Source organism: Streptomyces sp. M41(2017), from assembly GCF_002078175.1.
In the GTDB taxonomy this organism is placed as follows: Bacteria; Actinomycetota; Actinomycetes; order Streptomycetales; family Streptomycetaceae; genus Streptomyces.
Window position 1 is genome coordinate 1,845,639 of sequence record NZ_MWFK01000002.1, and the last position, 11,786, is coordinate 1,857,424.

Annotated in this window: 13 protein-coding genes; 7 read left to right on the forward strand and 6 right to left on the reverse strand. The window is 73.5% G+C overall.

Annotated features, from left to right (window positions below):
* Positions 1-18: 18 nt before the first annotated feature.
* Positions 19-411 (reverse strand): DUF5997 family protein, encoded by a 393-nt coding sequence (locus B0675_RS33920; RefSeq protein WP_081223427.1) that lies wholly within the window; start codon positions 409-411, stop codon positions 19-21.
* Positions 412-491: 80 nt separating this feature from the next.
* On the opposite strand from B0675_RS33920, the gene B0675_RS33925 reads away from it, so the two are divergent.
* From B0675_RS33925 to B0675_RS33940, 4 genes are all read left to right on the forward strand, one after another.
* On the forward strand, positions 492-1,298 hold the full coding sequence (locus B0675_RS33925; RefSeq protein ID WP_081223428.1) for a LysR family substrate-binding domain-containing protein: 807 nt from the start codon (positions 492-494) through the stop codon (positions 1,296-1,298).
* A 346-nt stretch (positions 1,299-1,644) separates the two neighbouring features.
* Positions 1,645-2,064 (forward strand): MerR family transcriptional regulator, encoded by a 420-nt coding sequence (locus B0675_RS33930; RefSeq protein WP_081223429.1) that lies wholly within the window; start codon positions 1,645-1,647, stop codon positions 2,062-2,064.
* Positions 2,061-2,513, forward strand: coding sequence for a carboxymuconolactone decarboxylase family protein (locus B0675_RS33935; RefSeq protein ID WP_081223430.1), 453 nt, complete (start codon positions 2,061-2,063; stop codon positions 2,511-2,513). Before B0675_RS33930 ends, B0675_RS33935 begins: the two co-directional genes overlap by 4 nt.
* A gap of 85 nt (positions 2,514-2,598) precedes the next feature.
* Positions 2,599-3,135: a DUF6314 family protein gene (locus B0675_RS33940; RefSeq protein WP_081223431.1), complete on the forward strand. Its 537-nt coding sequence runs from the start codon at positions 2,599-2,601 to the stop codon at positions 3,133-3,135.
* Here the strand turns inward: B0675_RS33940 and B0675_RS33945 are convergent.
* Positions 3,132-3,725 carry a histidine phosphatase family protein gene (locus B0675_RS33945; RefSeq protein ID WP_081223432.1) on the reverse strand — a complete coding sequence of 198 codons (594 nt, stop codon included), beginning with the start codon at positions 3,723-3,725 and terminating at the stop codon, positions 3,132-3,134. The genes B0675_RS33940 and B0675_RS33945 overlap by 4 nt on opposite strands.
* Before the next feature lie 186 nt (positions 3,726-3,911).
* Positions 3,912-5,348, reverse strand: coding sequence for a PLP-dependent aminotransferase family protein (locus B0675_RS33950; RefSeq protein WP_081223433.1), 1,437 nt, complete (start codon positions 5,346-5,348; stop codon positions 3,912-3,914).
* Between B0675_RS33950 and B0675_RS33955 the strand changes: the two genes are divergently transcribed.
* The gene (locus B0675_RS33955; protein ID WP_179165493.1) at positions 5,347-6,477 is read left to right on the forward strand and encodes a DMT family transporter; all 1,131 of its coding nucleotides are present in this window, start codon (positions 5,347-5,349) and stop codon (positions 6,475-6,477) included. The two genes, B0675_RS33950 and B0675_RS33955, sit on opposite strands and share 2 nt — an antisense overlap.
* A gap of 157 nt (positions 6,478-6,634) precedes the next feature.
* On the opposite strand, the gene B0675_RS33960 is transcribed toward B0675_RS33955, so the two are convergent.
* Positions 6,635-7,894, reverse strand: a complete 1,260-nt coding sequence (locus B0675_RS33960) for a family 10 glycosylhydrolase (protein ID WP_081223434.1) — start codon at positions 7,892-7,894, stop codon at positions 6,635-6,637.
* Positions 7,895-8,062: 168 nt separating this feature from the next.
* Here B0675_RS33960 and B0675_RS33965 point away from each other — a divergent pair, with 168 nt between their 5' ends.
* Both B0675_RS33965 and B0675_RS33970 read left to right on the forward strand, forming a co-directional pair.
* Positions 8,063-8,926 carry a 3-hydroxybutyryl-CoA dehydrogenase gene (locus tag B0675_RS33965; RefSeq protein WP_179165494.1) on the forward strand — a complete coding sequence of 288 codons (864 nt, stop codon included), beginning with the start codon at positions 8,063-8,065 and terminating at the stop codon, positions 8,924-8,926.
* A 199-nt stretch (positions 8,927-9,125) separates the two neighbouring features.
* Positions 9,126-9,383, forward strand: a complete 258-nt coding sequence (locus B0675_RS33970; RefSeq protein ID WP_081223436.1) for a hypothetical protein — start codon at positions 9,126-9,128, stop codon at positions 9,381-9,383.
* A 10-nt stretch (positions 9,384-9,393) separates the two neighbouring features.
* On the opposite strand, the gene B0675_RS33975 is transcribed toward B0675_RS33970, so the two are convergent.
* Positions 9,394-9,939 (reverse strand): NUDIX hydrolase, encoded by a 546-nt coding sequence (locus B0675_RS33975; RefSeq protein WP_081223437.1) that lies wholly within the window; start codon positions 9,937-9,939, stop codon positions 9,394-9,396.
* 161 nt (positions 9,940-10,100) lie between these two features.
* Positions 10,101-11,441, reverse strand: coding sequence for a transcriptional regulator (locus B0675_RS33980; protein WP_081223438.1), 1,341 nt, complete (start codon positions 11,439-11,441; stop codon positions 10,101-10,103).
* Positions 11,442-11,786 lie beyond the last annotated feature (345 nt).

An 11,786-nucleotide genomic window follows, 5' to 3' on the forward strand; every position in this document is an offset into this window, starting at 1 on the left:
GGACCGGTCGGGCGCGGGTCAGGAGCGCTTGGCGGCCTGCTCGGCGTGCTTCTCCTTGATGCGGGCGGCTTCCTTGCGGACCTCGGCCTGGGTGGCGCGCTCACGGCGCAGCCACTCGGGGTCCTCGTCCCTGAGCGCGTCGATCTGCTCGGTGGTGAGTGCCTCGCTGACGCCGCCGCGGGCGAGACCCGCGATGGAGACGCCGAGGCGGGACGCCACGACCGGCCGCGGGTGCGGACCGTTGCGGCGCAGCTCCTGGAGCCACTCGGGCGGGTCGGCCTGGAGGGCGTTCAGCTCGGCACGGGAGACGACACCCTCCTGGAACTCGGCGGGGGTGGCCTCGAGGTACACACCCAGCTTCTTGGCCGCCGTGGCGGGCTTCATCGTCTGGGTGGTCTGGTGCGAACTCATGGGTCCAGGGTATCGAGCGCGCGAGCGACCGCCGACCATCGCAGGTGAGGCCGCCGGGCCACGCCGGGTAACCTGGCCGGGTGACCGGCTCCGACGCATCCCCTTCCTTCAGGCTCGCCTACGTTCCGGGGGTGACGCCCTCGAAGTGGGTGCGGATCTGGCACGAGCGGCTGCCCGACGTACCCCTGTCCCTCGTCCCGGCGTCCCCCGACGAGATCTACGCGCTGCTGCGCGACGGCGACGTCGACGCGGGCTTCGTCCGGCTCCCCGTCGACCAGGACGACCTGAGCGCGATCCCGCTCTACACCGAGACGACGGTGGTCGTGGTCCCCAAGGACCACATCGTCGCCGCGGTCGAGCAGATCTCCCCCGGGGACCTCGACGACGACATCGTGCTGCACCCCCTCGACGACCCGCTGGACTGGGAGAAGCTGCCGGGCAGGCCCGCGCTGGAGCGGCCCGCGACCACCGCGGACGCGGTCGAGCTGGTCGCCGCGGGCATCGGCGTCGTGCTGGTCCCGCAGTCCCTGGCGCGGCTCCACCACCGCAAGGACCTCACCTACCGCACGGTCACGGACACTCCCGAGTCCCGCGTGGCACTGGCCTGGCCGGAGGACCGGACCACGGATCTGGTCGAGGACTTCATCGGCATCGTGCGCGGCCGGACGGTCAACAGCACGCGCGGACGCGCTCCGGCGCCGGCCGCCGATCAGCAGAAGTCCAGGAGCGGCGCCAAGTCCGCGCCCCGCAAGGGCGACGCGGGGGGCGGCGCGCGGCGCAAGCCCGCCGCCGGGAAGGCGGGCGGCAGGACCGCGGGCAAGAACCCTCGCGGCGGTGGCGGCGCCAAGGGCGGCGCGAAGCGCGGCAAGCCGCGCCGCAACGGCTGATCCCACCCCGGCCCCTCCGGTCAGGGGCTCCGGGACGCCGCGTCCCGGACCGCCCAACGGTCCGCGCGCCACGGCCCTCCCGACGACGGCGGTCCCGCACCGGCCGCACCCCGGTCGGCCGGCCCGTCGGCTGCCGCCGGTTCCCGCCCCCTCAGCACGGACGGTCACGCGGACCGCCCCTCCCGCGAGGCGCCGGCACCTCGGCCTGCCGACGCACCCTCCTGCGCCGGGCGCGACCGGGCGCCACCCCAGGTGCGCGCGGCCGACCTCCCGACGGAGCCTCATTCTCCCGATGCCCGCGATCAGCGCTTGACCTGGAGCACGCTCCAGGTTCTACGGTCTTCTCATGACCAGCGGACAGCCCCTCCCGCGAGCGGCGGAACCCACCCTCACGATCGCCCAGGTCGTCGAGCGCACCGGCCTCTCGCACGACACGCTGCGGTACTACGAGAAGGCCGGCCTCATCGAACGGGTCGGCCGGACCACCGGCAACCAGCGGCGTTACGCGGCGGCGGACCTCGCCTGGCTGGAGTTCCTGATCCGGCTGCGCGGGACGGGCATGTCGATCGCGGACATGCAGACGTTCGCCGAGCTGCGCTCGCGGGGCGACGGCTCGGTCCCCGACCGGCTGGCGATGCTCCGCGAGCACCGCGCCGACCTCGCGGACCGGATGCGCGCCCTGCGCCGGAACGCGGCCGCGCTCGACGACAAGATCCGCCACTACGAACGGCTCCTCGACGGGCCGGGATCGGACGACCTCTCATGAGCGACACGACGAAGAACCCCGCCTCCACCACGCGCGAGGAGCGGTTCGAGCACGGCCTGAAGATCCTGGACCAGGTGGACGGCGAGGCCGGCCACCGGGTCGTCGACGCACTGTCCGACATCAACCCCGAACTGGGGCACCAGATCATCGCCTGGGCCTTCGGCGACATCTACGACCGGCCCGGACTCGCCGCGCGGGACCGGCAGTTGGTGACCCTCGGCATGCTCACCGCGCTCGGCGGCTGCGAGACCCAGCTGGAGGTGCACGTCAACGCGTCGCTGAACGTCGGCCTGTCCCCGGACCAGATCGTCGAGGCGCTCCTGCACTCGGCCGTCTACTGCGGCATCCCGAAGGCGATGAACGCGAGCCTGGTCGCGAAGAAGGTCTTCGGCGAGCGCGGGCTGCTCCCCGTCGGCGGGCGGCCCGAGACCGGCACCGCCGCCGCCTGAGCCGCGGGACGAAGGCAGGATGGGGGACGACAGAAGACGCGCCGACGGGGCGCGCGGCGACGCACGGGACGGAGAGCGGGACGGTATGGGCGAGTTCTGGCCGGTGCGGGACGCGCTGGCGTATCTGGCCGGGAACTGGCAGGTGCGGCGCACGGTCCGGGACCTCGCGGGAGACGGCGAGGGACGGTTCACCGGTGCCACGCACTTCGGACCGCTCCAGGACGGTGACGTGCGGCCTTCCGACGCGGAGCCGTCGCCTCCGGAGAGCGGGGGGCGGCTCCGGGGCCGCGGACTGCTGCATCACGAGACCGGCACGTTCGTGTGGCAGGGCGTCGCCCGGCCCGCCGAGCGGACCCTGCGGTTCCTGCCGGGCGCGGACCCGGGCACCGCTCTCGTACGGTTCTCCGACGGCCGCCCGTTCCACGACCTGGACCTCGCGACCGGGCGGTACGTCGCCGACCATCCTTGTTCGGCGGACCTGTACCGCGGGGAGTTCACGGTCGGGGACCAGGACCACTGGCGGACCGTGTGGCGCGTCCGGGGGCCGGCGAAGGATCTCGTGCTCACCACCGACTACACACGCGACCGCTCCGCCCCGGACGGCCGACGGAACAGGCCCTAGGTGCGCGTGGGCTGGGTGGAGGAGCCGTCGAAGCGCAGGCTCCAGCGGCCCGCCCGGCCCGTCACGGAGATCGCCGACAGCGGCCGGACGTCGATGTTCCAGTAGGTGGAGGGCGGCGCCTTCAGGGCGTAGACCAGTGCGGCGCGCACCACGGCCGGTTCGGCTACCGCGACGATGCTGCCCCCGTCGTCGGCGGGCCGGGTGTCGAGCCAGGAACCGACCCGGCCGATGAAGGACAGCAGGGACTCCCCGCCGTGGGGCGTCGAGCGCGGGTCGGCCAGCCAGGCGTCCACCGCCTCGGGCTCACGGGCCATCGCCTCCCCCAGCGTGAAACCCCGCCACCGGCCCATGTCGCAGTCGCGCAGGGCGAGCTGGACCAGGGGCGCGTAGCCGAGCGCGTCGCCGGTCGCCCTGCTGCGGGGGGTCGGCGAGCAGTAGCGCAACTCCGCCGCCGCCAGGGGTGTCAGTTCGTTGGCGGCCCGCAGCACTTCTTCCCAGCCGGCCTGGTCCAGCGGCCGGTCGTCCTCGAAGCGTTCCGCCAGCAGCGAGGAGCTGCGCGCGGCGGCGACGAACGTGACCCGAAGATGCATGGCCAGATGGTGGAACGCGGGACTCCGCAGGTCAATAGGGGTTACTCAGGGTGTCCGAAAGTTCACCGGACCTCCCCGCCGCAGCCTGTGGGCCCGCTGTCCGCGGGCTCGGAGACCCGGTCGGGACGGGGTGGCCCGCCGGGTCCGGGCCGGGTCGCGCAGGTAGGAGGGCGGTCCGGGCAGGGTTCAGATCCGGACCTCGTCGTACGCCGTCCTCAGCCGGCGCACCCCTTCCGCGATCTCCTCCGTTCCGGCCACCGCCGCGAAGCTCAACCGGAGGTGCGCGGCGGGGGGTTCGGCGCTGAAGTAGGGGCGGCCGGGAGCGACGGCCACGCCGGCCCGGAGCGCGGCGGCGACCAGCGCGGACTCGTCGGTGCCGTCGGGCAGCCGGGCCCACAGGTGGTAGCCGCCGAACGGGACGTGCGGCAGGGCGAGTTCGGGCAGGCGCAGGCGCAGCGCGGCGGTCATGGCGTCGCGTCGCGCCTTCAACTCGGCCGAAACAGTGCGCAGATGGCGCGGCCAGGCGGGCGAACCGACGAGTTCGAGCGCGGCTTCCTGGAGCGGGCGGGGCACGAAGAAGGTGTCGACGACCTGGATGGCGCGGAGCCGTTCGAGGACCGGGCCGCGTGCGGCCAGCGCGCTCACCCGGAAACTCGGGGAGGTCGCCTTGGTCAGGGAACCCACGTGCACGACGACCCCGTCCTGGTCCTCGGCGGCGAGCGGACGCGGCAACGGGCCCGCGTCCGTGTGCACCAGCCGGCGGACGAAGTCGTCCTCGATCACGAAGGCTCCGGCGTCCCGGGCGATCCGCAGCACCTCGCCGCGCCGCGCGGGGGCGAGCACGGCGCCGGTCGGGTTCTGGAACAACGGCTGGCAGACGAAGACCCGGGCCCCGGTGGCCCGGAAGGCGTCGGCGAGCAGCTCGGGTTTCACCCCGTCGGGATCCACCGGGACCGGCACGGGACGCAGGCCCGCGGCCCGCGCGATCGCCAGCATGCCCGGATACGTGGGTGACTCGACCAGGACGGGGGCGCCGGGCGGCGCGAGCGCGCGCAGCGCGGTCGTCAGGCCGGACTGGCCGCCCGCCGTGACGAGCACCTCGGCCGCGCCGACCGCTCCGCCGATCCCCCGCGCGAACCACTCGCGCAGTTCCGGCAGTCCCTCCATGGGCGGCCGGGACCACGCGCCGGGGCGCCGGCCCGCCCGGGAGAGGGCGGCGCCCATGGCCCGCTCGGGCTGGAGCGAGGGATGGAGGTAGCCGCCGTTGAACTCGACGACACCGGGCGGCGGGGCGGCCAGCGAGGCGAGGACGCCGGACGCGTCGACGGTGCGGGGGACGGGTTCCGCGGCTGCGTCCGCGCTGAGCGTCACCTCCTGCCAGGAGGTGTCCCCACCGGGGCGGGCGGTGGTCCGGGGCTCCGCACGGAAAGCGCCCGCTCCGGGCCGGGTGACCACGAGGCCCTCGGCGGCCAGCTGGGCGAGCGCCCGGGTCACGGTCACCGGGCTCACACGGTAGCGGTCGACGAGCGCCCGGCTCGACGGCAGCTTTCCTCCGGGTGAGTAGCGGTTCAGCTCCTGTCGCAGCCTGTTCGCCAGATCTCCTACGCTGCTACGCTCTTGCATGAGAGCAGAGAGTAGCGCTATCGAGTCCGGCGGGATAGCGGTCGACGGCGACACCGAGCCAGGGGCGACAGCGTCGGCCCCGGGATCCACCGCCGTCGCGGGTGCCCACCGGCACCGGGGCGGGACGCCCGCCGAAGCAGCGCCCGCGTCGGCCGACGGGACCACCGACGCCGCACCGTGCCACCAGGGGACCGGCTCCGCGACCGTCGGACACGGAGCCGAGGGCACCGGGGCCGGCGCAGGAGGCCGCGCGTCCGGCCCCTCCCGTGCGGACCGCCGCGCCGGCACCTTGCAGGCGGCCCTCGGCGTCACCGCCTTCTCCCTCACCTTCCCCGCCACGGCCTGGGGTCTGGAGGGCTTCGGCCCCTGGTCCCTGGTGTCCGTGCGCTGCGTCCTCGCCGCGGTCATCGCGGGCGGCGCTCTCCTCGCGCTGCGGGTCCCCGTCCCGGCACGTCGGCATCTGGCGGGTCTGGCCGTCGTCGCGGCCGGTGTCGTCGTCGGCTTCCCGCTGCTGACGACGCTCGCGCTGCAGACCTCGACCACCGCGCACGCGGCGGTGGTCGTCGGGCTGCTGCCGCTGACGACGGCCCTCTTCTCGGCGCTGCGCACCGGCGCCCGCCCCTCCCGGATGTTCTGGCTGGCGGCCTGCACGGGCGCGGCCGCCGTCATCGCGTTCACCGTGCAGCAGAGCGGAGGGGCCCTGACCGGGGCGGACGCCTTTCTCTTCGGCGCACTGCTGATCTGCGCGGCGGGCTACACGGAGGGCGGCAGGCTCGCCCGTCTGATGCCGGGCTGGCAGGTCATCGGCTGGGCCCTCGTCCTGTGTCTGCCGCTCAGCGTGCCGGGCGCGCTGGTCGCGCTGTCGTACGAGCCGGTTCACCTCACCGCGCACAGCGTGACCGGAGTGCTGTGGGTCGCGGCCGGTTCGCAGTTCCTCGGCCTGGTCGTCTGGTACCGGGGAATGGCGGCGATCGGCATCCCCAAGGCGAGCCAGCTGCAGCTCGCCCAGCCGCTGCTGACGTTGGTGTGGTCCGTGCTGCTGCTGGGCGAGCGGCTGACGCCCGCGGCTCCGCTGACGGCGGCCGCCGTCCTGGTCTGCATCGCGCTCACCCAGCGGGCGCGCGGCTGACCCGCCCGGGGAGCCGCGGTCGGGGCGGCGCCGTCCGGGTTCGGGGGCTGCGGTCTGCGTGGACGGCCGACCGAGTGCCGACCGAGTCAGGGGCAGCGCTGACGGCCGACGGGTCGCGGGCCACGGTCGGCGCCGACGGCCCACCGGTGGGTGGGGGTCAGCGCGGGCGCCCCGCCCTCCGGTCCGCGGGGGTCGCCTGCCCGTAGTGGTCGGCGACCACCCGGGCGAGCGCGCCGACGCGGTCCTCGGCGACCTCCGTCGCCGAGAAGAAGACGTGCCCGCCCACCTCGGGGTGTCCGGCGGCGAGGGTGAGATGGCGGGAGAGCTCGGCCGGGTCCTGCCAGCGCGGGGGCTGCCCGGGGGCACCCGCCTTGTACAACGCCTCCCCGACGTACAACCGCACACCGCTGCCCCGGGCGACCCGCGCCCACCAGGGCAGCAGCTCGGCGTAGTCGGCGGCGTCGAAGCCGATGTGCCAGTACAACTGCGGGCAGACGTAGTCGATCCAGTGTTCCCGGACCCACTTCCGGGTGTCGGCGTACAGGTCGTCGTACGTCTGGACGCCTGCCCGGGTCCGGGAGCCGAGGGGGTCGGTCGCGGCGTTGCGCCAGACCCCGAAGGGGCTGATCCCGAAGCTGACTCCGGGGCGGGTCCGCCGGACGCCCGCCGCCATCTCCAGCACGAGCTTGTCGATGTTGTGGCGCCGCCAGGCAGCCCTGTCCGGGAAGTCGGCGCCGTGCTCCGCGTAGGCCGCGGCGTCGTCGAACTCCTCGCCGGCCACCGGATAGGGATAGAAGTAGTCGTCCCAGTGCACCCCGTCGACCGCGTACCGGCCGACCGCGTCGAGCATCGCCGCCCGGACGAACGTCCGCACCTGCGGCAGCCCGGGGTTGTAGTAGAGCTTCCCGCCGTACGGGACGATCCAGTCCGGGTGGACGCGGGCCGGGTGGGTCGCCGCGAGCTGCTCCGGATCCGCTTGCCCCGAGACGCGGTACGGGTTGAACCAGGCGTGCAGCTCGAGACCGCGCGCGTGGGCCTCCCGTACGGCGGTGCCCAGCGGGTCCCAGCCGGGATCCCGGCCCTGGACCCCGGTCAGGTACTGCGACCAGGGCTCGTACGGCGAGGGCCACAACGCGTCGGCGGACGGGCGGACCTGGAAGAACACGGTGTTCAGCCGCCGCCGGACCGCCGTGTCGAGATGGGCGATGAGTTCGGCGCGCTGTTCGGCGGCGTCGAGTCCGGTGCGCGAGGGCCAGTCGCGGTGGGAGGCGGTCGCGAGCCACATGCCGCGTACGACGCGGGACGCCCGCCCGCCGCGGGGCGGGACGGGATCGGCCGCCGCGTCCCCCGCCGTACCGAGTCCCGTGAGCGTGGCCAGCGCCGCCGCCGCGAACGCCCGGCGTGGCAGTCGCCCCATCGCCGTACCCCCTACGCAGTGGATCCGCCCGGTCACGGATCGTCCCGCCGCCCAGCATGCACGACCCCCGCGATCGATCATCGATACTTGGCGGTAACGTGCACGTTCGGAGCAGGCGCCGAACAACGGAGATCCTGCCGAGCCGTGCGGATCAGCGAAGGGGACGATGTGACCGACATCGAACGCGTCGGAGTGGTGGGCTGCGGCCAGATGGGAGCGGGCATTGCCGAGGTGTGCGCCCGCGCCGGTCTGGACGTGAAGGTCGCCGAGACCACCGGCGAGGCCCTGGAGATCGGCCGGACCCGGCTGTTCAACTCCCTGTCCAAGGCCGCCGGGCGCGGCAAGATCTCCGAGGACGAGCTGGAGGCCACCCAGAACCGGCTCAGCTTCACCACGGACCTCGGCGAGTTCGCCGACCGCGACCTGGTGATCGAGGCCGTCGTCGAGAACGAGCAGGTGAAGACCGAGATCTTCCAGGTGCTGGACCAGGTGGTGACCCGGCCGGACGCGATCCTCGCCTCCAACACCTCCTCGATCCCGCTGGTCAAGCTGGCCGTCGCCACCTCGCGTCCCGACCAGGTCATCGGCATCCACTTCTTCAACCCGGCGCCGGTCCAGCAGCTCGTGGAGCTGATCCCGGCGCTGACGACCTCCGAGGGCACGATCGGCCGGGCCCAGCTGTTCGCCGAGAAGTCGCTCGGCAAGCACACGATCCGCGCCCAGGACCGCTCCGGCTTCGTCGTCAACGCGCTGCTGATCCCCTATCTCCTGTCCGCGATCCGGATGTTCGAGTCGGGAATCGCCAGCCGCGAGGACATCGACAACGGCATGGAGATGGGCTGCGCCCACCCGATGGGCCCGCTCAAGCTGTCCGACCTGATCGGCCTGGACACGGTGGCCTCGGTCGCGTCCAGCATGTACGAGGAGTACAAGGAACCGCTGTACGCCGCTCCCCCGCTGCTCCAGCGCATGGTCGACGCCGGCCGCCTCGGCCGGAAGACCAACTCGGGGTTCTACACCTACGGCCAGTGACGACCGGCCGCTGACCTCCGGGTCGAGCACGACGGGCGCGGGCCCGGCACCCTCCGGGGTGCCGGGCCCGCGCCGTTCACACGGAGTGTGCGCGCCGGGCCCGCATATGCCGCGCGCACACGCTCCCCACGTGTCCACCAGGCGAGTTGACTTTCCGTGCGCAGACAAGGGATCTGCGACTACGGAAAGGAGCGGACTCGTGACCGCCGACTCCGAGCATCCCGCGGCACCGAAGGAACTCGCGGAGTTACGCCGGTCCCTCGAAGTGGGGCTCACCCGCATCGAGGGAGGACTGGCGCTGCTCACCCAGCGCGACGACCAGACGGCCAAGGATCTCGACGACCTCAGCACCCGGATCGTCGCGCTCGAACACACCCGCTGGCCCCTGCCCACCGTCTCCGTCGTCGCGGCCGTCGGAGCGGTGGCCGTGACGCTCTGGCAGGCTCTGGGCCACTAGGGGTGCCCCGTCAGGGCAACGCGTCCTGCCCGAGCCTGAGATGGTGCAGGAGCAGCAGCGCGGCAGCCATGTTGGCGGCCGGGACCTCGCCGCGGGCGACCATGTCGGGGACGAGCTTCAGGGACACCCACTCCCGGCGGTCGGACTCGAAGTCGTCCACGGGGTGCCCGATGTACTCCCCCTCGTCGGCCCAGTAGATGTGGTGCCGGGCATCGGTGAGTCCGTTCGAGGGCTCGACGCTCATCAGATGCCGCAGGGGCCCCGGCCGCCAGCCGGTCTCCTCCTCCAGTTCCCGGGCCGCCGCGACGGCGATGTCCTCGCCGTCCTCGACCACGCCCGCCGGCAGCTCCCACCCCCAGCTGTCCGTGATGAAGCGGTGCCGCCACAGGAGCAGGACCTCGTTGGAGTCGTTCACCACCGTGGCCACGGCGACGGGCCGCAGCCGTATCAGGAAGTGATCGAGATGCCGTCCGTCCGGCAGCCGCACATCCGCGAGGTTGACGCTGAACCAGCGGTTTGCGTACACAGTTTGTTCGTTCTGTTTCGTCCACTGCACAGTTCTGCCACCTTCCGCTAGGTAAGGGGCAATATCGCAGCAGGAGCGTTCCGGCAGCAGGCTCACGGCGGTCGGGGCACGGTGCGGTGAAGGTGAAGACGGTGTGCCGACAGAGCGGCCCGGGGCGGCGCGGGCGGCGGACACGGCCCGCCGAGGCGCCTCTACAGCGGGACGCGCAGGGCCCCGTCGATGAGTTCCGCGGCCTCGGCCGTCCCCGCGCAGCCGCTGCTCACGAGATGCCGGCGTACCGCGCGGAGTCTGTCGCGCAGCCGCTGGGACTCCATCCCGCGTGCCTGTTCGGCCATTTGGACCGCGGTCTCCACGGCCTTGTCGGCGTTGCCCTGGCGCAGCTCGATCTGGCTGAGCATGGCGAGCCGGTGCACCCGCCCCCGGTCGTGCGCCGGGGTGTCGACGGCCGCCGCGGCGTGCTCGGCCGCCGCCACCAGGTCACCGAGGCTGAGCAGCGCCTCCGCCACCTGTACGTTGACCAGTCCCGGCTGGACATAGCCGGTCTCGTCCGGCTCGTAACCACGCCGGATACGCTCGGCGGCCTGCTCCGCACGCCGAATGCAGGACAGCGCACTGCTGCCGTCTCCGAGGTGCGCGTACGCCTTGGCCTGCATCGCGTAGAGGTCGGAGGCGAGCGCCGGCGTGATGTGGCGCCCCGCGGCGCGCAGCGCCGCCTCGGCGAAGGCGACCGCCTGCCGGTACTCCCGCATGAACAGCGACTGGTTGACGAGCAGCGCTATCACGTACGCGCCGAGTCCCCTGTCCCCGCTGGCCTTGGCCAGACGCAGCGCCTGGTGGAAGTAGCGCTGGGCGAGCCCGTGCGCGTCGGAGTCGTAGGCGCAGATGCCCGCGATGGCCACCAGCCCACCGGTGGCGCGGTGGAGTTGGCGGCCGGTGGCGTCGGTGTAACTGCCGCGCAGCAGGGGCGCGGTCTCGGAGTTGAGGAAGCCGACGATCCGGGTGCGGGTCGCGATGCCCCCGGCCTTGCGGTACATCTGCTCGTAGTGGGCCCGCGCCGCCCGGAGCATCTCGATGTCGGCCATGCTGACCTGCTGGCGGCCGCCGCGGGAGACGTCTACGTCCTCCGGGGGGTTCTCCCACTCCCAGACGGGCATCACGGCGGGTGTGCCGGTGACGGCCGGGGCGCCGAGGATGTGCGGGCGCTGCTGCTCGTCGGACCGCCACAGGGCGGTGGCGCGCTCGACGAAGCCCGAGAGCGAGGTGGCGTGCGGGGCGGACGGTTCGCCGGGCAGTCCGAGGCCGATGTCGTCGAGCGTGACGGGCCGGTGCAGTCGTCCCGCGAGGACCTCGCAGATCAGGTCGGGCACCTGGCCGCGCGGACGCTGCCCCTTCAACCACCGTGCCACGGCGGTGTGTTCATAGCGCAGGGCGAGGCCGCGCGCCCGTCCCGCCTGGTTGACGTGCGCGGCGAGTCCCGCGTGCGAGATGCCCGCCTCGTCGAGGATCGCGTCGAGCAGAGTGTTGGGCTGCATGGTGGGCCCCCCGGGTGGCTCGTGGCCGACGGCGCCGATGGTCCTCTTCCGCGCCCGACAGCGCCAGTCAGCGTAGCGGGTCCCTTTCACACGGGGTGTGAAGCGAATACCCGTATCCGTCGGGTGCGCGCGCTGTCGCGGAGCGTCGCGGGCCGGTTGACTGAGCTGTCTCGCAAGAGGCCGGCCGGGCCGCCGGCTCCCCCTCGTACAGTGCGGCGGCCCGTTTCGCGCCGTCCGCCCGGCTGCCTGCCCGACACTCCGTGGCGGGGCGGACGGCCGCCGTCGGCACGGCCCTGGCCGCGAAGTTCCTTGCTGCCGGGCTCCGTTGACGGCGTCGTCGCGTGC